17 protein-coding genes and 4 pseudogenes are annotated in these 22,892 nt (G+C 58.4%); 10 read left to right on the top strand and 11 right to left on the bottom strand.

Features of this window, described 5'->3' with window-relative positions; all coding sequences use genetic code 11:
• Window positions 1–55 precede the first annotated feature (55 nt).
• Both AC1DYC_RS15510 and AC1DYC_RS15505 read left to right on the top strand, forming a co-directional pair.
• A complete protein-coding gene (locus tag AC1DYC_RS15510) occupies window positions 56–910 on the top strand; it encodes a PRC-barrel domain-containing protein (RefSeq protein WP_477407576.1) in 855 nt (284 codons plus the stop codon).
• Window positions 911–1,118: 208 nt separating this feature from the next.
• Window positions 1,119–1,736, top strand: a complete 618-nt coding sequence (locus tag AC1DYC_RS15505; RefSeq protein WP_477408320.1) for a DUF2062 domain-containing protein — start codon at window positions 1,119–1,121, stop codon at window positions 1,734–1,736.
• A 65-nt stretch (window positions 1,737–1,801) separates the two neighbouring features.
• Here the strand turns inward: AC1DYC_RS15505 and AC1DYC_RS15500 are convergent.
• Window positions 1,802–2,050 (bottom strand): annotated as a pseudogene (locus tag AC1DYC_RS15500) (hypothetical protein); the annotation flags it as partial.
• 338 nt (window positions 2,051–2,388) lie between these two features.
• A pseudogene (locus AC1DYC_RS15495) lies at window positions 2,389–2,824 on the bottom strand (urease accessory protein UreH domain-containing protein); the annotation flags it as partial.
• Window positions 2,825–3,110: 286 nt separating this feature from the next.
• Here AC1DYC_RS15495 and AC1DYC_RS15490 point away from each other — a divergent pair.
• Window positions 3,111–4,820: an adenylate/guanylate cyclase domain-containing protein gene (locus AC1DYC_RS15490; protein ID WP_477407574.1), complete on the top strand. Its 1,710-nt coding sequence runs from the start codon at window positions 3,111–3,113 to the stop codon at window positions 4,818–4,820.
• Window positions 4,821–4,917: 97 nt separating this feature from the next.
• Here the strand turns inward: AC1DYC_RS15490 and AC1DYC_RS15485 are convergent, their stop codons facing one another.
• On the bottom strand, window positions 4,918–8,244 hold the full coding sequence (locus AC1DYC_RS15485) for an AAA family ATPase (protein WP_477407572.1): 3,327 nt from the start codon (window positions 8,242–8,244) through the stop codon (window positions 4,918–4,920).
• 280 nt (window positions 8,245–8,524) lie between these two features.
• On the opposite strand from AC1DYC_RS15485, the gene AC1DYC_RS15480 reads away from it, so the two are divergent.
• The gene (locus AC1DYC_RS15480) at window positions 8,525–8,977 is read left to right on the top strand and encodes a YybH family protein (RefSeq protein ID WP_337108348.1); all 453 of its coding nucleotides are present in this window, start codon (window positions 8,525–8,527) and stop codon (window positions 8,975–8,977) included.
• A gap of 16 nt (window positions 8,978–8,993) precedes the next feature.
• Window positions 8,994–9,176 (top strand): annotated as a pseudogene (locus tag AC1DYC_RS15475) (hypothetical protein); the annotation flags it as partial.
• A gap of 691 nt (window positions 9,177–9,867) precedes the next feature.
• Here the strand turns inward: AC1DYC_RS15475 and AC1DYC_RS15470 are convergent.
• Window positions 9,868–10,104, bottom strand: a pseudogene (locus AC1DYC_RS15470) (IS110 family transposase); the annotation flags it as partial.
• A gap of 276 nt (window positions 10,105–10,380) precedes the next feature.
• Between AC1DYC_RS15470 and AC1DYC_RS15465 the strand changes: the two are divergent.
• Complete coding sequence (locus tag AC1DYC_RS15465; protein ID WP_477407569.1) at window positions 10,381–12,234, top strand: adenylate/guanylate cyclase domain-containing protein; 1,854 nt, start codon at window positions 10,381–10,383, stop codon at window positions 12,232–12,234.
• Between the two features lie 297 nt (window positions 12,235–12,531).
• On the opposite strand, the gene AC1DYC_RS15460 is transcribed toward AC1DYC_RS15465, so the two are convergent.
• Entirely contained in the window at window positions 12,532–13,938 is a 1,407-nt protein-coding gene (locus tag AC1DYC_RS15460; RefSeq protein WP_477407567.1) for an FAD-binding oxidoreductase, read from the bottom strand.
• A gap of 102 nt (window positions 13,939–14,040) precedes the next feature.
• On the opposite strand from AC1DYC_RS15460, the gene AC1DYC_RS15455 reads away from it, so the two are divergent.
• Complete coding sequence (locus AC1DYC_RS15455) at window positions 14,041–15,072, top strand: GlxA family transcriptional regulator (protein ID WP_477407565.1); 1,032 nt, start codon at window positions 14,041–14,043, stop codon at window positions 15,070–15,072.
• Window positions 15,073–15,278: 206 nt separating this feature from the next.
• Here the strand turns inward: AC1DYC_RS15455 and AC1DYC_RS15450 are convergent, their stop codons facing one another.
• The gene (locus tag AC1DYC_RS15450; protein WP_477407563.1) at window positions 15,279–16,721 is read right to left on the bottom strand and encodes a LuxR C-terminal-related transcriptional regulator; all 1,443 of its coding nucleotides are present in this window, start codon (window positions 16,719–16,721) and stop codon (window positions 15,279–15,281) included.
• Window positions 16,722–16,918: 197 nt separating this feature from the next.
• Here AC1DYC_RS15450 and AC1DYC_RS15445 point away from each other — a divergent pair, with 197 nt between their 5' ends.
• A complete protein-coding gene (locus tag AC1DYC_RS15445; protein WP_477407561.1) occupies window positions 16,919–17,293 on the top strand; it encodes a hypothetical protein in 375 nt (124 codons plus the stop codon).
• A 276-nt stretch (window positions 17,294–17,569) separates the two neighbouring features.
• On the top strand, window positions 17,570–17,974 hold the full coding sequence (locus tag AC1DYC_RS15440) for an MAPEG family protein (RefSeq protein WP_477407559.1): 405 nt from the start codon (window positions 17,570–17,572) through the stop codon (window positions 17,972–17,974).
• 121 nt (window positions 17,975–18,095) lie between these two features.
• Here AC1DYC_RS15440 and AC1DYC_RS15435 read toward each other — a convergent pair whose 3' ends face one another.
• Window positions 18,096–18,374, bottom strand: a complete 279-nt coding sequence (locus AC1DYC_RS15435; protein ID WP_477407557.1) for a hypothetical protein — start codon at window positions 18,372–18,374, stop codon at window positions 18,096–18,098.
• Between the two features lie 232 nt (window positions 18,375–18,606).
• Between AC1DYC_RS15435 and AC1DYC_RS15430 the strand changes: the two genes are divergently transcribed.
• Complete coding sequence (locus AC1DYC_RS15430; protein WP_477407555.1) at window positions 18,607–18,810, top strand: hypothetical protein; 204 nt, start codon at window positions 18,607–18,609, stop codon at window positions 18,808–18,810.
• Window positions 18,811–19,065: 255 nt separating this feature from the next.
• On the opposite strand, the gene AC1DYC_RS15425 is transcribed toward AC1DYC_RS15430, so the two are convergent.
• The 4 genes from AC1DYC_RS15425 to AC1DYC_RS15410 all read right to left on the bottom strand — a co-directional run bounded on the left by AC1DYC_RS15425 (window position 19,066) and on the right by AC1DYC_RS15410 (window position 22,383).
• Window positions 19,066–19,398 (bottom strand): helix-turn-helix domain-containing protein, encoded by a 333-nt coding sequence (locus AC1DYC_RS15425; RefSeq protein WP_477407553.1) that lies wholly within the window; start codon window positions 19,396–19,398, stop codon window positions 19,066–19,068.
• Between the two features lie 1,359 nt (window positions 19,399–20,757).
• The gene (locus AC1DYC_RS15420) at window positions 20,758–21,513 is read right to left on the bottom strand and encodes a Crp/Fnr family transcriptional regulator (RefSeq protein ID WP_477407551.1); all 756 of its coding nucleotides are present in this window, start codon (window positions 21,511–21,513) and stop codon (window positions 20,758–20,760) included.
• 310 nt (window positions 21,514–21,823) lie between these two features.
• Window positions 21,824–22,015, bottom strand: a complete 192-nt coding sequence (locus AC1DYC_RS15415; protein ID WP_477407549.1) for a DUF3606 domain-containing protein — start codon at window positions 22,013–22,015, stop codon at window positions 21,824–21,826.
• Between the two features lie 161 nt (window positions 22,016–22,176).
• Window positions 22,177–22,383: a hypothetical protein gene (locus AC1DYC_RS15410; protein WP_477407547.1), complete on the bottom strand. Its 207-nt coding sequence runs from the start codon at window positions 22,381–22,383 to the stop codon at window positions 22,177–22,179.
• Window positions 22,384–22,892 lie beyond the last annotated feature (509 nt).

The following is a 22,892-nucleotide window of genomic DNA, read 5'->3' as shown; positions in this document are numbered from 1 at the left end:
AATGGTTCGGCCGAACGCGGCGTGCATCAACACTTAACGCACAAGGAAACGTACCATGATCAGCAAACTTTTGGCTACCACCGCACTAGCAACCCTGCTGTCGTCTGGTCTCTGGGTATCAGGGGCCGCGGCTGAAGATGTCACCAAACCTGCCGCCGCTACGACCACTGCGGCGACCGCGCCGGCGGCCGTTGCAGACGGCAGCCTCGTTACCAAGATCATTGGCGCCGACGTCTACGACAGTGCCGCTGACGACGCCGCGAAGATCGGTGATGTAAAAGACATCGTCCTCTCCAAGGACGGCAAAGCCAAGTACATCATCATCGGCGTGGGCGGGTTCCTGGGCATTGGTGAAAAGAACGTCGCTTACGATTTCAGCAAGGCCGAATGGGTCGAGAAGAAGGGTGAACGCTGGCTGGTCGCTAAGACCAGCAAGGAAGACCTCACCGCGCAGCCCGACTTCGACCTCAAGGCTTACGACACGACGGCTTCGAATCCCGCCGCCTCGGCCAACAACGAGCCTGCAGCTACAACGACCGACAACACAGCAACAGCTGCTATCGACAAGGCGTCGCTGACCGAGCTGCCGGTGGACAAGATCAGCACCAATGACTTTGTCGGCACTACCGTCTATGGCGCTGATGATGCGAAGGTCGGCGAAATTGGCGACGTGGTTCTAAGCACAGACAAGAAGGTTGATGCCGTGATCGTCGACGTCGGCGGTTTCCTCGGCATGGGCGAAAAACAGGTGGCCGTGGGCCTTGAGAAGCTGAAGTTCATGGCCGACAAGGACGGCAATCGCTATCTCTACACCAATTTCACCAAAGACCAGCTTGAGGCGCAGACCGCTTATGACAAGGGCACCTATGCCCAGAATCGTGACAAGCAGCGGATCGTTATCAGTCAATAGTTGGAAATGGCCCGCGCCTTAACCGGCGCGGGCCGTCCACCAGGTCGACGTGAAGTCACTACTCACCGGCAAGGCGGTGCCTGATCGTACTTGCATTCCTCGACGTGGCTCCTGGCTGATTCAAATTCAGAACAAGCGGAAAAGGTTGCTTTTCAAAGAGACGACATCGATCGGATCAACTTCAGACTGCGTTGTAGGTGGCAAGAGAGTGCTCTTTAGACGCCGAAATCCTGATGGTCTCCTCGAGCGCTTACGCACTTATGTGTGGCCGCGCAGGTCGTTCTCACGCTCGCTTCAATATTTTTCAAAGCGCATTCTGCGCCTGAATGCCACTCCGCACGCGGTCGCGGCTGGGGTAGCGGCTGGCGTTTTCGCGTCTTTCTTTCCATTAGGATCCCATTTCGCCATTGCCGCAATCGCGTGCTGGCTCATCGCAGGCAACATGGTGGCGGCAGGGTTAGGAACATTTGTCTTTGGGAATCCGCTGACCCTCCCGTTTGTTGCGGGAGCGTCCTGGGAAACCGGCAAACTCATGTTGCACGGCCACATGCAGAGTCACGAACGGCCAGCCCATCTGAGTGAGATGTTGCAGACCCTTTCAATTTCGCAATTGTGGGCACCGGTCTTAAAGCCCATGCTTTGCGGTGCGGTGCCACTCGGGCTGATTTTTGGCCTGTTGTTCTATGGCATCACCCGCTATGGCATGACAGCCTTCCGCGAACAGAGGCGCAAGCGACTGGCGGAAAAGGGGAGCCCGCTTCAACAGCAGGAAGACATCGTGTTATCACCCCCCCTGCCTACTCGACATCGCCGTTCTGGCAGGTGAATTGTGGCGGGCTTTTTTCTTTCATTGAGAAATGGCGGCTTCGCGCCTCCAGTCGGTCATTCTAATTAGTTGTGCCACTTTTTAAAGCGGACGTTAGTGACCGCATTGGAGCCGCGCTTCGGAGATGTGGGCCCATTGGAGAGTGTCTTAAGGCGGCGCACGTCATCGGCGGCTTCGGCCAACAGCCAGTCGCGGAACGTCGAGATTTTCGGCAGCGTCGACGTGGCCTTGGGGCAGACGATCCAGTAGGTCCTGGACAATCGCAGAGCCGTGCCGAATGGTCTTACGAGGCGCCCGTTGATGATATCCCAAGCCGCAAGCGTGGTGCGGGCGAGTGCGACACCCTGGCCGTCGAGGGCGGCGTCTAGAGACGATGCTGGCTCGGTTCAAGACCGGTCCGTGGGAGAGTTCGGCATCGACCACGCCCTACGTGCAAAGTGGCCGTGGCAGGCGTGATATTCTCGGCTTGGGGTCAACATCCTCGCGGGCAGCACGGATTCCTTCGTCAAATCAGCGAAGCCGATTTCGTGGATAGCGAGGGCGATCAGGGCAGCGCCAGCCAAGCCCTCGATGGAGCTGGTGATAGCTTCGAACAGACGCGACCTGCCTTCTACAAACCACACCAGGCGTTCGCGCAGTAGGATCGAGAAAATTGCGACGGCTGATAGCGTGATCGCCACGCCAATCATCATCGTGCCGGCGAACAGGATACCGGCCGCCGGCACTCCGCGCGCGATCGCAAACGTCACTACGAACAGCGTGAGCGGACAAGGAACCAATCCAGCCACGACTCCGACGCCTTCGCCTTCGTGCTTGTGATGATGCCCATGGCTGAGTGCCCGCCACAGCATCCATAGGCCAATCAACCCCAGCAGTCCGCGACTGATGTCTTCCAGCAGAGGAGCGCGGCCAACACTCCCGAGGGCGATTGAGACAAGCGGCAAGGAAAGGACCGCAATCAGAACCGCTGTGGTCACATGCGTGATCGATAGCGTTGTCGATACAAGGAGGCCTCGAGAAATCTTTGCGTCCGAACCCGCCAGATACGTGGCCAGGACCGCCTTGCTGTGTCCTGGTGTCAGCAAATGTGGGCGTTGTGATGCCGAGTTCCAACGACGTAGCTCTCGCTCATCCAGGCACCGGCCACCCACCAACGACGCTATCGGGCGCTTGTCGGGGCGACAACGGCAATTATTAGCTAATCGCACGCCAGGGTCGCTGCCTCCGGCGTCCAGGGCGAACCACGCGCCAAAAACCTGCTCGACCGTGCTGAGGCAAGTTTCTGGCAGACATTTGCGCCGTATTGTAGATTGGTAGCGGCGATGGGAACGAAGAGGTTGGTCGGCAGTGGTTGGAAATGCTGCGCAGCGCCGTTTGGCTGCCATCCTAGTGGCCGACGTGGTTGGTTACTCCCGCCTCATGGAGGCGGATGAGCTCGGCACTTTTGATGCGATCAAGGAACGGCGAAGGGAGATCGTGGTGCCGGCCGTTCGAGAGCACGCAGGTCGAATCGTCAAGTTCATGGGTGACGGAATCCTGGCCGAATTTGCAAGCGCAGTAAATGCGGTGAGTTGTGCACTTGAACTTCAGCTCCGCATGGCCAAGGCAAATGAAACGCTAGCAGATGCTAACCGGATCAGGTTGCGGATAGGCATTAACCTAGGAGACATCATAGAGGACGAGTCGGATGTCTACGGTGACGGTGTTAACATTGCCGCTCGACTTGAAACCCTGTCCGAGCCGGGGGGTATTTGCATTTCGGGCCAAATGTACGACGCAATTCAAGGAAAGCTCGAGATTTCAATCGAGGATATTGGGGAAAGCTCCCTCAAGAATATATCTAGGACAATTCGCGCCTATCGCATTAGGCCCAGCGACGCAGAAGGAGTCCAAGAAGCCCAATTCTTAAGGGGCAACGAGCGTACGACGGTGGCGGTGTTGCCGTTCGCAAATATGTCTGGCGACCCAGCACAAGACTATTTCTCGGATGGAATAACCGAGGACATAATCACGGAGCTTTCCCGCTATCAACATCTGTCAGTGATTGCACGTAACACGACAGCTCTGTTTAAGGATCAGTCCATAAACGTGGCGGAGATAGGCCGCAAGCTTCGGGCTGATTTTGTGATCGAGGGAAGCATTCGCCAGGCCGGCAACAGGGTCCGTGCTACAGTTCAACTCATTGACGTTCAAACTGGGACTCATGCGTTCGCAGAAAATTTCGATCGGAAAATTGAAGACATATTTCAAGTTCAGGACGAGATCGTTGATGCTATTCTTGGTCGGCTTTTTTACAATCTAGATGAAGCAGCAAGCAAAGCTCGTCAGCGAAATCCGACGACAAGCACCACCGCTTATAGTTTGTGGTTGCGCGGCAGGCAGGCTTCGAGAAATGGCGACGAGGAGGATGCTATAGGCTGCCTGAATCAGGCGATCAAAGTTGATCCTCAATATGCGAGAGCGTTGGCCATGTTGAGTGGCCTTTATGGCTATAGACGATTCACCGGATCCGCACGTGACACTCATATGAAAATCGCCGAACTATCTCGCGGATACGCTGAAAGAGCTATCGCTGCCGACAAGACAGACGCCTACGTGCTTGAACAGGTTGCAGCTGCGTACCTAATGCTCGGCGATGGAGACAATGCAAGACGATACTCTGATAGTGCAAGTTTACTCAATCCGCGTGACATCTCCACGGCCGCCACGCGCGCACTAGTTCTCGCCTTCACAGGCGAGCACAATCGCGCACGGGAAATAATTGAACGTGTATGTCGGGCTGAGCCACGCGTACCGCCGGGATGGACGGTCATCTTGGCCGACGTACAGTATCTAATGCGTGACTTTGCAGGGGCCCTTAATACCTACAAAACGATTAACGGCGCACCTTTCTATGTAAGATTGCTTCAGTCGATGTGCCTTTCACAACTGGGAAGGATCGATGAGGCAAAAACAATTCTAGACGAGGCACCGACAGGTTTCGACGTTCCGGCATTCGCCCGCAATTGTGCAGGCATGTGCGCGCTGGCCGAAGACCGTGAATTGTGGCTCGAGGGGTTTCGCAAAGCAGGCGTGGACGTGTGAGCGCCGTGCCGCGCTGGATGTCGTTGTGGGGTACGCGCCAAGGTTGCATTTAATCGGCACAAACTAGCTTGTCTGAGCCGACGCAGATGGGGCGACCTCAACGGCTCAGGGCGTCCAGCGCCCTTCGTGCCGCGATGAGGTCGACGATTGGATACCTAGTGTTAAATGTGTGGACCACCGCTTGCATACGCGTCGCGGCCTCATGGACACGACCTTGACGTGCCAGAACCGGTGCTAGTTGCGTTGCGGCGCGAAGCTCGAAGAGTCTCGCTTGCTGCCGACGGGCAGTGGCAATTGCTGTTTCGAATAGGTGAGCGGCACCCGTCAGGTCACCTCGACCAGCGGCGATTTGGCCACGAAGGCGAATACATTCTGCTAGGTAGCTCGCCTCGTCCGTATCGAAAACGAGGGTATCGACATCATCAAGCATTTGCGATGCGTCATCGATGCGACCGGCCCGCAGGAGAAGATCACAAAGTTCGCATGCTTTCTCAGGGGTATGAAATACGACGCCGTGCCCACGCCAAAGAACCAAACTCTCCCGGACGTCATCGATGCCGGCATCCAGTTCGCCTAAATGTGAGCGGGCATGACCACGCCACCTGATGCCGCTGCTTCGACGCTTCGTGTAGCCATGCAGTTCGCAAATCTCGACGATCTTCGTAGCGTTCTCAAGGAGTTCCTCGTATTGACCAAGTAGCGCGCACAATTCGCAATGCCCGAGAAGACGCCACGCGAGTCCGAAGGGCTTATCGCCCTGGTCAAAATTTCGAATTAGGCGCTCTTTCTCTTCGACTGCAGCATCAAAGAAACCCAAGATGATCAGCGATTCGCTAAGATAGTTCTGGGTAGAGACACGTTGATCCGCACCGCCGAGCAAAATACCCCGACTTGGGTCAACACGATCAATCAAATCTAAGGCATTCCGCAAAGCTTCCGCTGCCTGCGGTTGTTCTCCCCGGTTATAATGAGCCTTCCCCTTGGTAGCCCAAAGACCACTCAGATGGGCCGTCGGAAGGAGATCGGCACAGTTTGCGAGCTGCTCTTCGGCCAGGGTCAGGTAATCGTGATTGCGCCCAGTGGCATAAAAAAATGGAGCGAGTGAAAGCGCAACGTCACATTGCAATTCGGCCGATTCAGTGTTCGCGGCGGCAAGACGTGCATCCTCAAGCGTCTTCCCAAGGCGCTCAGGACGATACCCTTCAGTCTGCATCAAGGCATTGGCCATCGCAAGGTGGAGATGTGTCATCCGTTCGGCGCCGCCGGACACCTCACCAAGTCTGCTGCTGCAGTCGATAGCGCTGGCAAAGTGCGACACGGCTTCCCGCGTGGCAGCCCTGGCCTCGGCGGCCCCTCCAGCCTTTTGCCAATAATCGAGCGCGCCCGCCCAATCCCCAGCTTCCTGAAGGTGGTGCGCGAGGAGCTCGGGTTGTGCTTCGGTGATCTGGGGCCACTTTTCCTCCAACACATCTCCGGCACGCTTATGTAGCTGCTGGCGCTTGGCGCGCAGCAGCGTGCCATACGCGGCGTCTTGAACGAGCGCATGCTTGAAGAGGTAAGTGGCCAGTGGCCGAGTCCCGCGGCAGAACACCAGACCGGCGCCGACGAGTTGATCCAGTGCGCCATTTAGCTCAGCGGCATTTCGCTGTGCTACCGCTGCCAGCAATTCGTAGGAGAACTCCCGACCGAGAACTGCGCCGATTTGTGCGACCTCCTTAACGGCTGAGCCGAGGCGATCGAGCCGCGCCATCAACGAGGCATGCAGCGTGGCGGGAACGTTCAACGCCGTCGCACCAGCTCTTGAGAGCACTGCCGTGGCGTTCCCGCCCTCCAGCACTGCCTTGGTCAGCTCCTCGACGAACAGTGGCACCCCATCCGTGCGCTCGATGATCTCTGCGACAACGTCGCTCGGCAGCTCTCCGGTGCCGACGACCCGCTGGACCAGCGCGGCGCCTTCACGACGGTCGAGCCGATTGAGGACAAGAACCGTTACGTGCGCCTGCCCGGTCCACGGCGGTTGAAACTCGGGGCGAAACGTGAGGAGAAGCAGCACTGGCAGGCGCGGCACCCGCTCGATGACTAGGTCGAGCAGCTCGCGCGAGCTGGGGTCGATCCAGTGCACATCCTCGAAGAGCATCAACACCGGACCTCGTCGCGCCAGGTCTTCGAGCTGCCGGAGCAACGCATCGAAGGTCCTCTCTTTCTTACGCTGTGGCGTCAGTTGGAGAGGCGAGAAACGGCTTTCGGTCGGCAACGACAGCAGCTCGGCCAGCAGCGCCAGGTCTTCCGGCGAGGCCGGGGCAAGCAGGGCCGCAAGCTTATCCAACTTCCTCTCAGGTGGGTCGTCGCGCTCCAACCCGGTGGCACGCTCTAGCTGCGCAATGGTCGGGTGGAGCGCGCTGTCTTGATGGTGCGGCGAACAGAAATAGCGCAAGCGGGTGTGTGGCTCATTCTGGATACGCTCCTGCAAGGTGACGGTGAGGCGCGACTTTCCGATGCCGGGCTCGCCTGAGAGCAGCACCACACGACCTTCACCACTTTTCGCGCGATGCCAGTGGCGCTGCAGCAGCTCGACCTCCTCCTCACGCCCGACTAGCGGCGTGGGCGTCGTCCCATGCAGCGCCTCGAACCGGCTTTCGACAGCGCTCTCACGAAACACTTGATAGGGATGGATCGGCTCCGGAAAGCCTTTCACCGCGACGGCGCCAAGATCGCGATATTCGAAAAGATCGCCGACCAACTGCCGCGTTTGCGGCCCGATCACGACCGCGTCGGGTTCGGCAAGAGCTTGCAGGCGGGCGGCGAGGTTCGGCGTCTCGCCCACGACGCCGCGCTCTTGCCCTTCGCCGGCGGTGATCAGATCGCCAACAACGACCTGTCCGGTGCCGATGCCGATACGAACCCGCAATGGCTCGGGCTCTGGGAGTCGCCTAACGGCATCGACGAGAGCAAGGCCGGCACGCACCGCTTGCTCGGCGGCGTTCTCATGCGCCTGCGGGTAGCCGAAATACACCAACACTCCGTCGCCCATGTACTTGGCGACAAAGCCGCCGAAGTGAGCGACCGTATCGGCGACACAGCGATGATACGCTCCAATAATCTCACGCAGGTCCTCGGGATCCAGACGCGTCGCCAGCGCCGTCGAGCCGACGAGGTCGACAAACATAACAGTGAGTTGCCGCCGCTCTGCGCGAGATTCCGAGGGTGGAGGCGGCGGCCGAGCCGCGGTGGGCCGGATCCGATCTTCGGCCAGGGCCGCAATGCCGCTGAGCAACTTACGCCGATGCCCAATCGACGTGATCCCGAGTGCCGTCAGATCGTCGGCCGTCAGGCTTGGAAGCACCTCTTCATCTATGTCGTGGCTACCGAAGGCGTCGGCATACTCGCCGAGGCCGAGGCTCACCAGCCATGCCCGAACATCCACGTGCCTACCTCCCAGGCGGTGGAGGCTTTGCCCGACCACTATATCGCAAACACTAAGCCGGGTCGCGTCTCTCGCGATGAGCAATGCCCCTTTGGGCCGTGCGTTATCCTATCAGTGAATGATGCCACCAGTCCCGAATTTTTACTCAGAGGGTAGCCTGCATTCAGATGGCATATTAGGACAAGTTAAATTAATATAGAGTGTGGCCCACGACCGTTCGCGCGATTGATCTCCACTTTGGAGGAACTGGTATCCAGAAACCGGAACGCGGGAGGATGAAATGACTTTGAAGCACTGTCTGCTAGCCGTCGTTTTCACGTCACTGTGCATGGGTTCTGCCCAGGCCCAGTCTGCGAAGGAAGCCATCGAAGCCGCTAATGCCGAGTTCGTGAAGGCTTATAACAGCAAGGACGCGGCCGGAGTTGCGTCGAAGTACGCGGATGACGCGGCCGCATTCCCGCCGGATATGGCGCGTGTCGACGGCCGCCAGAATATCCAGAAGCTATGGCAGGGCGCGATGGATATGGGCATATCGGGGCTCACGCTTTCGACGCTTGATGTCCAAGAAAGTGGAGATTTTGCGTTCGAATCCGGGAGTTTCTCTCTCAAGGCACCCGGCAAGGATTCGAAGCTGGTCGATGCGACCGGGAAATATGTGGTGGTCTGGAAGAAAGGCCAGGACCGCACCTGGAAGCTCTACCGGGATATATGGAACTCCGACTCGGGGAAATGAAAGGCACCTACGACGCTATGAGTGGCGCCATCTCGCCGAGAACTTCTTCTGCGACCTCAGGCAATTCAGGCGTGTCGCCGCTCGATATGAAAAGAACGAGAGCTTCCGCGCCATGATCTATGCCGCAAGCTCAGATGCGCTCGCGCCTGGCAACGAGCCGCTCCATGTCGGGGCCACGAAAGTTGAAAAAGCCGTGTAGCAGGACGACGGCAGGCCGCCCCTTTCCGCCGACATTAAAGCTCGTTCGTGGCGCTCCCATGGAGAATCTGACCCATAGCGCATCGTTTGATTCGGACGACAATGATGCCCCATCAAGCCCGGGCGGCGCTGCGGTAGAGGTAAGTCTCACTACGATCGCGTGTGACGCCAGCTTAGCAACTCACGCCGCGCGCCTTTTATTTATCTGCTGTGCGTTGCAGGTCGTGACAATAGGAGTACCATGAACCCAGATGCTGGCGGTTGATCGGAGGACATTTGGTATGATTGCAAATGCCGACCATGAAAACCTCAATAGAGACCAGCAAGTCGCATTGTCGAATGCTCGGCTTGGGCACTATATGACGGTAATGGGCATAGCGTTCGCGGTCACGGCTGTGAACGTATTTTTGATATTCAGCTTCGCTCACACAGCGCCAGCTTCAGCAAAGCTGGCGCTAGCCTTGTCCGTTTTCAACATATCCTGTTTTGGCTCTCTCGCAGGAAGGTCAATTCTCCAGGAAATCAAGGCAATCAACCAAGACTATGCCGAGGCGAAACTGGGAACCCACCACGCGAGGTACGTCGCCGAGATCCCAATAGATCTGTTCGCTGCGCTGACGGTAGGTCTTCTCGTCTTGATTGGGTTGGTGCAACTCTGGATGTTGTTTACTATTTGAAGCAACTGATCGGCGTCTGCTCGCGGCCATATCGAGTGCGGCCATGACGTGCCGCGCATCGATACAAATCGCCGGCAGTTCCTCTGCCGTCAGCGCGTGGTAGAACCACACCGGTAGCGGCCCCGTCCCGAATACCACTCGCCGGACATCGGGTGCCCGGTTGCGGATCAGCGCCGCGAGCAGTTGCGGGTGGCACGCGCACTTGCCCACATCCTTTTGCGACGATCGAAATTGTCGTCTATTTCCACGGATACGTCGAAAACGATATACTGTTCGATGCCTCGGCCCGGTGTCAATCGTGAGCCCGTTCTTCACCCTATCGGGGGACAGCCAGCCGCGAGAGGTTCGAACATCGCCGCCACGTCTTAGCCACCGCTTCCGCGACTACCTCATCTACGTTCTACGGCCCAATCAAGTCCACAACCGGCAGCCGCTTGCGGGTAAGGTACTAATAGGCGAAACTGATCGGAACCCGGGAGGGTTTTGCCACCTCGCCTCCGAGGTTGGCTGCCGACAGAGTGCTCCGCAATGGACCGCAAGCTCGCCGCCATCCTTGCTGCTGACGTCGTCGGATATTCTGCCATGATGGAGCGTGACGAGGCGGGTACGCATGAACGGGTGCGCGCCGGTCATAAGGAACTTTTCGAGCCGACAGTAGCACGTCATCATGGCACTATCTTCAAGCTGATGGGCGACGGTCTGCTGGCGGAGTTTTCTTCGGTCGTCGAGGCGATGGAATGTGCGGTTTCGTTGCAACGTGGGCTGGCCGAGCGAAACACCTCGTTGCCGAAAGAGCAGCGCGTGGAAGTGCGCATCGGCGTCAATCTTGGCGAGGTGATTGTCGAGGGTGACGATCGGTTTGGCGAGGGCGTAAATATCGCGGCGCGCCTCGAACAACTTGCTGAGCCTGGCGGTATCTGGGTGTCTGCGAAGGTCGCGCGCGAGGTTGAGAAGAAGCTGGCTTTCGGCTTTCAGTCGATGGGCCTGCAGAAGGTCAAGAACATCGCGGAGCCGGTTGAGGCATACCGTGTCACGACCGACGGCAAGGCCAAGCTCATGCGCGCGAGCCGCAGCCGCTCATGGCTGCCAGTCGTGGCGACCTTCCTAGTGCTGGTCTTAACAGTCACAGCGGTCCTGGCGTGGTGGCAGTTCTATGGAACAAAGCGCGAGATAGGCCAAGGTGGCATCCCGACCGTGGCGGTTTTGCCGTTCAAGAACATGAGCGGCGACACGACGCTAGATTATTTTAGCGACGGCATGACAGACAATTTGATCTCGATGCTGGCAGGCGTCACCGAACTCAAGGTGCTCTCGCGTAGTTCTAGCTTCTTCTACAAGGACAAGCCAACCGATGTCCGCCGGATCGGCCAAGAGTTGAACGTGGCCTACGTGATCGAGGGCAGTGTCTGGAAGGAGACGGACCGGGTGCGCATCACCGCACAGCTGATCGACGCGCGCACAGGCGAAAATCTCTGGGCGGAAAAGTTCGATCGCTCTGGAAGCAATCCCCTTGCGATTGAGGACGAGGCGATCGAACGCATCATTGGCACGCTTGGTGGCCAGCGCGGAAAAATGTACGACATCGAATACAAGAAGGTCTGGGAAAAGGACACACCGGATCTTGAAGAGTACGACTTCTTCCTTCGATCCAATTTCTTCTTTGGGCAGTTTACGCCCGAGAGCTTGGTGAAGGCGACGAACATAATTCTTGAGGGCTTGGCCAAATTTCCCGATTCGTCGCTGTTATCGTGCGGACTGGCCTGGGATCACGTCTTGGCGGCTAACCTCGCTTTTGACAATAAGCCTGAAGAGCATTGGCGCATGGCGTCTGAACTGGAAGCAAAGATTCTTCCGCGGGCTAACCTTGGGCCTGACGCACGGAAAAGCTGTTTGTGGTCATCCGTCTACGTCAGCGCTCATGAGGGCAACTTCGATCTGTCTCTGCGTAGGTCCGACGAGGTGATCGCGCTTTCGCCGGGAGATGCGTTTCTGATCGGCGACCTTTCATCGGCAGCCCGCTTCAGTGGCCTGACAGACAAGGCCATTGAGCGAGCAGAATACGGGCTCAGGAACGATCCAAACTTCGCCGACTATTATCTCGTGATGAAGGCGAATGCCCTGACGGATATCGAAAAATACGCCGAATCTGCTGCCCTGATCACGAAGGCGTCAGACTTCCTGATCACTGTTCCGCTGCTACGTGCCATCAACGATGTCCATCTTGGAAAAACTGTCGATGCACGCAGTGAAGTCCTCAAGGCGCTTGCCATGCAGCCGTGGCTCAAGGCCACGCGGTGGCGCGATATGACGTTCCATATCAATCCTTCAGTGATTGATCGACAGGTGGCCGACCTGGTGGCCGCGGGAGTGCCAACGAAGTAGTTTCGGTTGGAAGCCGGAGTTCAAGCGTGCAGCAGCATCCTTTCCCCGCGTCACTAATCGCTTTCAGTATGCACCGATTTGAATGTCAGCTTTGGACCATCCGCTGATGAAAAGCTGCCAGTCCGCATCCGGCCCAAAGCTGTCGGTCAGCAATGCGCCTCATATCGGCCGTTGCGGGCAGATCTGTTGAAAGCGGACATCACGGCGACCACGCGGGCGTCGCTCGCGACTTAGCGCGATCAAAACCGCCTTGGCCGAAATGAGAGTAGCCACCGTAGGCCGGATTTGGATTGTGCGTCAGGGCATTGGCAGGATGTTCTGGTTGAGGCGAAACAGATTGTCCGGATCGTATCTGTGCTTGATCTTGGCGAGCCTCGCATAGGCCTCGGCTCCCAAGGCGTCGCGCACGAGATCCGCTCCTTCGCCATGACCGGGGAAGTTTAGATAGAGGCGGCCGGTCGAGTAGCGCTGCATGTCCTGCCAGAAGCTGCGAACCCAGCCGATGTTCGCATCGTCCTCGTCAGCGCTTGGCCAAATGGCGTCGAGGCTGAGCATGAAGGGCATGGAGCGGTCGCCGAAGGCAGTCTCATCGGCTGCAACGCGCTGAACGAAACCGCCGAACTTCCAGATCGAGGTGAAGGTCATTTCGGAGGGCCGTTTCGCCATCCGCACGGTGATCTCCTCGATGACCTCGTCGTCGAGGCGCGAGAGGTAGGTGGATTTCCAGTAGCAGCGGTCGCGGCCTTTCGGGAACAGCCCGTCATAGAGCGACTGGATGGTTCGATACGACATGCGGCCGCTGAAATCGACGAGCGGTTCCCCAAAGCTGCGCAACGGCGCCACGACGCGCTCGCCCTCGTCGGCCGGTCCGTCATAGACATGCGCGAGCGCCAGGACGCGCCGGCCCCTTGCATGCTCGGGGATCGAGGGATCGTCCGGCAGCGTGGAGAATTCCGCCAGGCCGCTTAGGCGATCGGGTGCGGTCTGCATGAAGTCGCGCCAGAGCGGAATGATCTCGTTGGCACGCTCCTCGGGATAGGTCGGACCGCACAACATCAGCTCCGGCTCGATCGGGTGCAGCTTGAACTCGAAGCTCGTCACCACGCCGAAATTACCGCCGCCGCCGCGCAGCGCCCAGAAGAGATCCGGGTTCTGCGTCGCGTCGGCATGGATGAGGTTGCCATCGGCGGTGACCAGATCGGCGGCCAGCAGATTGTCGACGCTGAGACCGTGGCTGCCGCGCAGCCAGCCGATGCCGCCAGAAAGCGTCAGGCCGGCAACGCCCGTCGCCGAGATGAGACCGCCCGGCGTAGCGCGGCCAAGCGGGGTGGTGGCCGCATCGACATCGGCCCAGGTGGCACCGCCCTCGACGAAGGCACGGTCGAGGTCGGGCGCGACCTGTATGCCCTGCATAAGCGACATGTCGATCATCAGCCCGCCGTCGCAGACGGCGTAGCCTGCAACATTATGGCCGCCCGAGCGGATCGCGATCACCAGCCCGTTTTCGCGCGCAAAATTCACCGACGCCACGACATCGGCGGCATTCCGGCAGCGCGCGATGAGGGCAGGACGGCGGTCAATCATGCCGTTCCAGACGGTTCGCGTCGTGTCGTAGGATGAGTTTGACGGCTCCAGCATCTCGCCTTGCAAGATGGAACGGAAGCTTTCGATGCTCGATGGTGCAAGGGTAGCGGTGGCGGCCATGGGGCGGTCTCCTCGTTTCACGCACGCACGCACGCACACACGCTAGCGCGGCACGGGCACGGCCGCTAAAGTCGAAAATGCTGGAAGGCGGTCATTTCTGCCATGATTGAACAGACCAGACCATTGAATGTAGCGATCCTTGCCGCTCCGGAGGCTACCGCCTCCACGATCTACGGCATGTTCGACTTGTTTTCCTCGCCCGGCAGGGATTTCCTGTTCATCACCAGCGGAGCCGCAGGCACGCCGCGCATGCGGCCCTATGTGGTTGCCGGGGACGGCAGCCCGTTTCGCGCGGCAAACGGCATCTGGGTGCGCCCAGACCACGGCCTTGCCGATTGCCCGCACCCCGACATCGTCTGTATTCCAGATTTCTTCGTCAATCCGGGCGAAAGCGTTGCCGGACAGTATGATGCCGAAGCCGCCTGGCTGAAGCGAGCGCATGACGACGGCGCCATGCTGGCCAGCGCATGTTCTGGCGCGGTGCTGCTCGGCGAGGCCGGGCTGCTCGACAATCGCGAGGCCACCATTCACTGGGGCTATGTCGAGACGCTCACGAACAACTATCCCGGCGTTAAGGTGAAGCCGGGCCAGTCGCTCGTGCTCAGCGGCGAGGCCCAGCGAATCGTCATGGCCGGGGGCGGCTCGAGTTGGCAGGATCTTGCCCTCTATCTGATCGCGCGCTTCGTCAGCCTCAGGGAGGCGATGGAGGTCGCCAAGGTCTACATGCTGCAGTGGCACGATATGGGCCAGCAGCCCTTCGCCGCGCTGATGCGGTTTCGCCAGACCGACGACGGGGTGATCAACCGCTGCCAGAAATGGGCCGAACGCAACTACCGGACGCCCGCGCCCGTCGCCGCAATGACCAAGCTGTCAGGCCTGTCCGAGCGCTCCTTCGTGCGCCGCTTCGCCAAGGCCACGGAAATGAAGGCAATCGACTACATCCACGCGCTCCGGCTCGAGCAGGCCAAGCAGCTGCTGGAGACGGGCGATCTCCCTGTCGAAGCAGTGGCCAATGAAGTCGGTTACGAGGATGCGAGTTTTTTCGGGCGTCTCTTCCGCCGCAAGGTCGGGCTGACGCCGGCGCAATATCGCATTCGTTTCAGTGCTCTCCGGCGAGCTCTGAGCCGCGATTGAATCTCGCTGCGACGCGATGCCGATATTTCGCTCTGCGCCTCAAGTCGGCCATAAAGATGAACTCGTCTGCGCCCAGAAGCAGACGTCATGGATGGCCATGCTGTAGGTCGTAGTCGCGCCACCAGCGGACATTCGCCGCTTGTGGCAACGATATAGGACCTAGGCCCGAGCGAGCTACCACGCGTCCAGTGTTGACCAGGAATGAGCTACGCCAAACCCGCGCGACGGGCGCCTTCTCTGATCGCAGCAATGGCGACAGGATTGGTAACCGGATAGGTGCTGATAAACACTTCGGGTGTGAAGTCCGGGAACTCGTACTTCAGTCGCGAATTGATCCTGGCGACCTGAGGCGTTTCATTGAGCATCGCATGAGCCATTGCCAGAAACAGAAGTGTGGCGGGCGAATCTGGCGCAGATTGACGTAGCGCGACCAGCGATTCCCGATAAAGGCCTTGAACGTAGCTACATCGCGCAAGCATTCCATAATACCAGGGAACATGAGGATTTAGCCGGACCGCTCGCTTGGCCAGTTCGTATCCCCGCTTCGGGTCGCTACCAACAAGAGCAAGGCTACCCGCAAGAAAGGCAAGTGAGTCAGCGTCATTTGGAGCAGCCGCCAACACTCGTTCATGTTCTTCGACAGCAGCTTCGACATCGCCCTGCAATGCCCGAAGATCGGCAAGCATTATGCGGGCGTAAATGTCGGCCGGATCGAGCGCCAGCGCTTGCTTGACACATTTGCTCCAGCTCTCGATCGAGCCGGAAACGTTGTCGGTAAACCCGTTGATAGCATCCACAGCATGCGAAGTTGCCAGCGCGGCCCAGGCTCTTGCTAGACCCGGGTCGAGTTCGATCGCACGCGCCAGTAGCCGTATCGCCTCCTTGTTCGACTCACGGGTGAAAAGGTGCTTCTGCTCAAGTCCAAGCAGATAGCAGTCATAGGCCTGCAAACTTGCTGGAGGCTTCCGACGAGCCGCATCGCGTCGCAGATTGGCGAGCTGACCGTGGCCAGTTGCAAGGACATTGATGACGTTTTCGGTCACGCTGTCCAACATCGCAAACAGGTTGTTCGCCGAACGATCGTAACGCACCGTCCAAACATCGACCCCGGTGTGGGCGTCGACGAGTTGGACGCGGATGCGCACCCGCTGCCCGTCCACTTGAAAACTTCCCTCGATCACATAATCGGCATTCAACTCTCGTCCGAGGGCTCGCACGTCAACACGCCGTCCCTTGTAAGAAAGCATTGTTTGGCGGGCGATCACCGCAAGGTCCCGGTAACGGGCGAGATCAACTATGAGGTCCGCCGACAAACCGTCAGCGATACGAGTCCAGTGTTCCTCTCCGCTTAGATTGTCGAACGGAAGAACTGCGAGGACCGGCGGACCCGACTCGTCGGTCGAAAGGCTTCCGGGTGGTGCCTGGCTGCGGTCCTGCTGGCGGTGATCGGCAAGTAACCCAGCAAGCGCCACTTTGCTGCGAACATCGAGCTTCCGATAAATGGCCGAAAGATGGGTCCGAACGGTGGTAGGCGCTATGAAGAGTGTTTCGCCGATTTCGCGATAAGTCATTCCCTCCGCGAACTTTGCCGCGACCAGCAACTCCCGATCCGACAAGCCGGCGAGAGGATTGCCTACGGCGCGAAACATCGTTCCGGTTTCCCTTCCGCTGCCGACCTGTGGCCAGAACCCGATGACCTTACATCAGGGTGAAAATACTACAGATGCGACATCGAAAACACTGCATTTGCACGATTCCATCCGACGGGTCAGCATCCTAGCCTCCGCAGGTCGACAGGGTCAGCTCGCTTGGCAGGCCTGGTCGATTCAGAACACGGAGGGCCTCCATGACAAAGTTGTCTGTCTTGACCGCAATACTGGTGCTGTCGGTGTCGGCGGGGCCATGCTTGTCCGAAGGCACCCAAACTAACGGCAAACTGATTTCCGAAGCAGCGGTGAAAGCTGCCAGCGCTGAACTGTATTCCGACATCCTCGTGCGAGCATGCAGGAACGGATGGCGGTATCCTCGCAGCTACATCGAAAACGGATTCAGGCGCCACTTGGCAGAGCTGAAACTGCAGCTTGTCGACCAGGATTACACTGTCGTACCCGATATGACCGCGAATGATCCGCAGGTCCAAGGAACGACATTGGGCGCCAAACGCCGTCTGGTTGGCTCGCGCCAATTCAGCTGTTCCCACCCATACTGGCGCGACGAATGACCTTCCTAGTCGACGATATGCAATCCGAAAGGCTGATTCGAGTCCGTAGAACGTCATGAAACGAAGGTCCGGATCGGGTCAGATCCTGACAATGCCCACGCCGCCCATTTATGTCCGCTCACGAAGACTCACAGCCTGAAGCTGCCAGTCCGCTTCCGGCCTAAAGCTGTCGGTCAGCAATGCGCCTTTAGTGTGCCATTGGCCTCCACCACCGCATAGCGTTAGACTAGTTGCTCGAGCCACAACGACCGAGACTGCTAGCAACGGGGACGGCACATGTCGGCGACTGCTTTTGCATTGACTGGATTCATCTCGTGGGCACTGGGGCTGCTGATCGTGATGGAAGTGATCCGGACGTATCTGGTGATTTCTGGACAGGTCGCAGCAAACGGCTTTACGCCAGACAACGCAGCTCTTTCCCCCTTCATGCAGAGGTTGGCCCGTGCCCACGCCAACTGCATTGAAGGGCTTCCAATCTTCGGAGGCCTGCTCGGAGTCGCGATCATTCTTTCAAAGACAGATGTCACTGATCCGCTGGCCTCTACACTGTTAGGCGCGCGGATAGTGCAGTCGATAATTCACCTCCTCTCCACGACCCAGATCGCGGTCAGTCTCAGGTTCTCTGCGTTCGCCGTGCAAATGGTGATTGGTGCGTATTGGTCCTGGGCGCTGTTGAGGTGAAGAGTGCGGCCACTTTCAGAGCCCCGCCGCGACGGCCAGGAATAAGAAAACGAGGGCTGCAGATAGTCAAACTTTGCGCATCAGGTTCGGACAGACTGTTAGGCTCTGCCAGCGTGTGCTTTCAGCGATCCGTGCTGGCGACCAAGATATGCCGCTGGAGGACTGGCGCCTGATACCAGCAGCAATGATCCCAGAGGGTCGCCGCATCCAATTCAGCCAGTCCCTCCCAGGCGATGCCGCGGCAATATTCCATCTTGTCGATCAGGCCGGGCTTGAAGGAATGGTTTCGAAGCGCAGGGACAGCGTTTACCGGAGCGGGCAATCGAGCAATTGGTTGAAAGCGAAGTGTTACACCATCGGCGAATACGACCTGCTCGGCGTCGAGCGCGAGCCCGGCCAACCGGCCTTTGCCCTTATGGCACCGGCCGCTATGTCGGCTCTGCCTTCATCAACTCTAGCCGGGAAATCCGCGACCGGCTCTGGAAGCGCGTCCAGGAGCACGCCGGGCCGGCGCCGAAGGGCATGAAGCGGCCGCCCACCCAATGGGTAAAGCCGGGCCTGATCGGCCGGGTAAAGCACCTGCGCGGTGAGGCAGACTTGCGGCACGCTTCCCTTCAGGATTTTCGGGAGGAATGAGCAGGCGAGGCAGCGATTTTCTCTACCATTGGGTATCGGACCATTTACCCGACGATACGATCACTGACCCGGTGCTGCTGGTGATAGATATGGTTGTGGACGCAAAACGGGCAGCGGAAATCCAAGGCATTCCGGGCCAAGAGATCGACGAAGAAATCGGCGCAATGTCCCAAGAACTCATGCATCCGGAACGTAAGTGATCGTCAAAGGTTTGTGCTTACAGCAGGCGCAGTTCCCTCAAATTCGCCTGCTGCAGGTCCAGCCCAAAAAGCGGGATCGACCCGCCGCCGCCGTGAATGGGGCGGCGGGTTCTTGAGCAGTCAAGGATTAGCGGAACCTAATTCGCTGCCGCAACTTTAGCTCCCATGAACGAAGAGGCGAATCCTAAAAAGCTCGTCCCCGACCCTCAGCCGCGGCGGGAGGCCAGCAAAGGGGTGTTGGTAGCCGCCGGAACTCTATTCTTTGCCTCCGTCGCACTGCTCGTTTTTTGGTTCCTTCGATAAGCAATCGCGGCATCGACCTCCTCTAGAATCGGTGTCGAGGCCGCTATCACCTTCAGTGTTGGCCAGCGATGGAGAACCTTCTGCGGTGAATACAATTCCGGCGTCCTCAAACGCCTGGCGCACCGCCTCGATGTTGTGGGGCCGCGGTTTCCTAACGCCGTTCTCGAAATCGCTGATCGTCATTTCGCTAAGATTGGCCTTTGCGCCAAGTCGGACTCGCGACCAGTTCAGTAAGGATCGCGCTGCCCTTAATTCATCTGCTGAGAGCTGTTTGCGGCTGTTCATGAGCACTCAACATTCGATATGGCTAATATGTTCCCCGTGATTTCTTCTCCACAAGCCGCCGATTGGCAGCCGCTGCTGCAGGTACAGGCTGACCGTGAGGCAGAGAAGCAGCGCGGACTCATCTATTCTTCGGGGGAACGTGTTCAGAACCGCTGCCGGCAGGCCACAGCGAGCCGCCAGAGCGCATCCGACCCTTCGCCCGAGCAGGAGAGCGGCGGCATAGAACGCGCCTTGTACCCATGACCCTTGGGGATCGAAGCCGCAGGAACATCTGAGCGTCTCGACCGTTCGTTAGCGTCGGGTCACATCAACCCCCCGGCATCTTCTGGACCCGCCGCTGCCGTGAATGGAGCGGCGGGTTTTGGGATCTTATAGCGGGCCGCTCAGTGGCCCGGAACATCTCGACAGGTCCAGAATTCTAATGTCGCACTGTTCCCCTTGGTGCACTTCCATGAGAGCGTTGCCCGCTGGTTCAAACCGGCGGGCTTTTTTATTACTCAAGGAACTGAGTAGATGCCGCGTAGTTGGTTTAGTGCAGCGGTGCGACGTCATACTCCTCCCGCTGCCGGCCGGTTCCGCAAGACGGTCGGGCCCGCGCTTCCTTCGCCAGAGGTGCGGGCCGCCACTGGTGAAATTCTCGGTGGGATGTTCCGGTTGAGATCAAGCTGTTTCGGCCGCGCCGATCCGGCGACTAGTATGCATGATTAGGCCCGTCGGTTCGCGCCCGCGGGCTTTTTTGCGAATGGCCGGAACTTCCTTCCAGGGAGGCTGTTATGCCGTTTCCCAGCCCGTCCTTTCAGCGGTCCGTGCTGGGGAGCCCGCGCCGCCTACGCCCTAGGTGAGCGCGGGCATTTCATTTCAATGCACCGCAACCAAACCTTCCGCCGCTCATTGACAATTTGCCGGGCCAGGCCCCCGGCGCACTCCAGAAGACTTGCCCGCCCGTTTCCGCATTCGGGCGGGCCTTTTTCACGTTGGCTTATTTAGCATGGCGTAATGTTCCATTTACCAAGCACGCGCATCCTTTTGTGGCGCGGCAGTGTTCCAGTACCGCGCTGCTCAGGCAACAACTCGTCCTCGCTGGACCCTTGAGAGCGACGAGAGCGAGGTTGCAACCGACATCTTCAACGTTCGTTGAACTCGCGCCGGTTTATTCCGGCTACTCCAGACCGTTTGCCCGCTGGTCCAAACCGGCGGGCTTTTTTGTTTGCTCAAGGAACTGCTTAAATGCCGCGTAGTTGGTTTGGTGCAGCGGTATGGGTCCCGCTGCCGACTGGTCCCGCAAGACAGTCGGGCCCGCGCTGCCCTCACGGCGCGGGCCGCCGCTTGCCTCACAACAGGACTTCGGGAGGAGCGATGCTAGCCGCCAGCGGCTGGCGTTAAATCCAGATTGAGTGGGTCTCGCAGGTTTAGATACCCGGGGTCGAAGTCTGCCACCTCGCTCAAGGCGTCCCAGTTTAGGATGACCAGCCGCCCGTCTTTGTGCTCTAAAAGGCGGTCAGCGCGCAGCTTCTTTAGCATCCGATTTACGTGAACTACGCTCGCCCCGACGGTTTCGCCTAGCTGAACTTGAGTTAGTGGCAACGGATAGGAATCGTCCTTTACCAGCCCCATGACCTCCATGCGCGTGTAAAGCTCACAGGCGAGGTGGGCTAACCTGCCGAAAGCATCCTGTCCCCCCAAAACTTTGACCCAGGCGCGCGCGACCGCTGCATCAACTAAACTTTCGCGCCAAAAGAGATTGGCCAGGCGAGGTGATTTACGCAGAACATTGAGAATGTCGCGGTGTGCGATCAGTGCAATCTTGCTTCTACCGATCGACGCGAGTGTGTGATCCATAATCCTTAGATGCAAGCCTTGGAGATCAGGTATATCGCCGGGGACATGGATTGAGAGCGTTTGCAGGTTGCCGTTGCTTAAAACGCTGTACCGTCGCAGGAGCCCCTCAACCACCAGGCAACAGTGGCTCGGTTCGTCTCCTTCTAGCGCGACCTGCTCGCCGGGCCTCAACTCCTTACCCACAAGCACCATCGCTTCGACGCTCTCGCGATCATCTGATGAAAGACGACCTAGGCTTTCGAGCTTTCGGATCAGCGGTGTCGTCAAATCGGACATCGCTAACTTTAGCATTTTGTCATGATCTAACAAAGGCTTTGCCGCTCCGTCCCGTTCATACAGACCGGGGGCAACCGACTACAGGAGCGGGGCCTCAGGCATTATTTTCATCGTCCGCAAGACTGAATTCCTGCGCGCTTCTCGCCTCCTCATCGACCACACGAAACCACCGTTCGTGAAGAGATCGAGGCGACACCCGTTGCCCAGTGACTTTCTCTACCGCTGATACCGGATCATCGGCGTCTGTGGCATGAGACGAGACAAGCTCGTCTCCATGCCACTCTTCCACTTGGTATGCTGGCATGCTGGCTTACCTATCGCTTCCCCATTGCCTTCGCTTCCCGCTCCAGCGTCGCGCGATTGTTCCAGTGCTTGGCATCAGGTCCTTCACCTGCTGGGGCGTGATCCCGGCCTTTTTGGCGAAATACTGAACCTCATAATCGTCCTCGGCTGAAACACGGTCCCGATCGCGAGAATCCCGCTTGCTCTTGTCGTCGGCCATATCGATTACTCCTGCGATCCACCGGAACGCCTAGTTGACATGTTTGTTGCACCAAAAACCTGGGCGCCGAGTTTGACTGGACCAGCATGAGCCTGATTCCGGATGTCCCGGTTGAGATCAAGCTCTTCCGGCCGCGCCGATCCGGCGACTAGTATGCATGATTAGAGGTTGTCCTGCTTGCAGTCGACAAGGAACGAAGCTGCAATGAGGTCATCACTGTCAATGCTTCCGCTATCGCCTCCCATAATGGTTGCGACCTTCTGAAAGACCTTCATATCAGCTTCTGTGATGCGCGCGCTGCGCATCCTGGCTCTGAGAGAGGCAACGCGGGTACCGAGGGCTGGCGAAACTTCGGCGTTGTTCATCATCTTCATCCGTCCTGGGGCGCCATAGGGCTACTGCAAAAATGTTCCGCCGCCCTCGTAATGTAGGAAGGCGGCGGAACCAAAGGCCGTCGATGAGGGGGAGTTCAATCGACGGTCGCCAATCAATTCACCTGTTGGATAAGTGTTCCCTACCGTCCCACTTTTCGGACTCTTTTGTCTGAGTTTAGGACCTAGGTCTGAGTCTAGTGTGCTCAGGTCGGATCACGGAACATTTGTGAAGGCGTCACGTTCGGCAGTGTCGTCACATCGTTGTTTCGGGAGGTCGCTTAATGCCAATTTCGGAGTTGAACGACGACTACCTGGAATTTGAGTGCCCCAATTGTTCCCATGTGATGGTGAAGAAAGGCTCGTGGTTCAAAGTGATATCGAACTTCAACTGCGACCAATGTGACGCGAAGATCAGGCTTAGCTATCCGGCCAAGCTCGAGCTCTTCGAGCAAAAAAGGCAAAGCATGAACACGAATGGCCGACGCGATATTGCCGGTTAGACA

Source organism: Mesorhizobium sp. P2_E7 (genome assembly GCF_056403855.1).
Note: the sequence above shows the minus strand (reverse complement) of the source record. Positions and strands in the feature narration are given on the sequence as shown.

Excerpts from the sequence above, each read along its gene's own strand:
- AC1DYC_RS15510 (WP_477407576.1), top strand. The coding sequence starts at position 56 with ATGATCAGCAAACTTTTGGCTACCACCGCACTAGCAACCCTGCTGTCG.
- AC1DYC_RS15480 (WP_337108348.1), top strand. The coding sequence starts at position 8,525 with ATGACTTTGAAGCACTGTCTGCTAGCCGTCGTTTTCACGTCACTGTGC.
- AC1DYC_RS15465 (WP_477407569.1), top strand. The coding sequence starts at position 10,381 with ATGGACCGCAAGCTCGCCGCCATCCTTGCTGCTGACGTCGTCGGATAT.
- AC1DYC_RS15460 (WP_477407567.1), bottom strand. The coding sequence starts at position 13,938 with ATGGCCGCCACCGCTACCCTTGCACCATCGAGCATCGAAAGCTTCCGT.
- AC1DYC_RS15455 (WP_477407565.1), top strand. The coding sequence starts at position 14,041 with ATGATTGAACAGACCAGACCATTGAATGTAGCGATCCTTGCCGCTCCG.
- AC1DYC_RS15450 (WP_477407563.1), bottom strand. The coding sequence starts at position 16,721 with ATGTTTCGCGCCGTAGGCAATCCTCTCGCCGGCTTGTCGGATCGGGAG.
- AC1DYC_RS15445 (WP_477407561.1), top strand. The coding sequence starts at position 16,919 with ATGACAAAGTTGTCTGTCTTGACCGCAATACTGGTGCTGTCGGTGTCG.
- AC1DYC_RS15440 (WP_477407559.1), top strand. The coding sequence starts at position 17,570 with ATGTCGGCGACTGCTTTTGCATTGACTGGATTCATCTCGTGGGCACTG.
- AC1DYC_RS15430 (WP_477407555.1), top strand. The coding sequence starts at position 18,607 with ATGAGCAGGCGAGGCAGCGATTTTCTCTACCATTGGGTATCGGACCAT.
- AC1DYC_RS15425 (WP_477407553.1), bottom strand. The coding sequence starts at position 19,398 with ATGAACAGCCGCAAACAGCTCTCAGCAGATGAATTAAGGGCAGCGCGA.
- AC1DYC_RS15420 (WP_477407551.1), bottom strand. The coding sequence starts at position 21,513 with ATGTCCGATTTGACGACACCGCTGATCCGAAAGCTCGAAAGCCTAGGT.
- AC1DYC_RS15415 (WP_477407549.1), bottom strand. The coding sequence starts at position 22,015 with ATGGCCGACGACAAGAGCAAGCGGGATTCTCGCGATCGGGACCGTGTT.
- AC1DYC_RS15410 (WP_477407547.1), bottom strand. The coding sequence starts at position 22,383 with ATGATGAACAACGCCGAAGTTTCGCCAGCCCTCGGTACCCGCGTTGCC.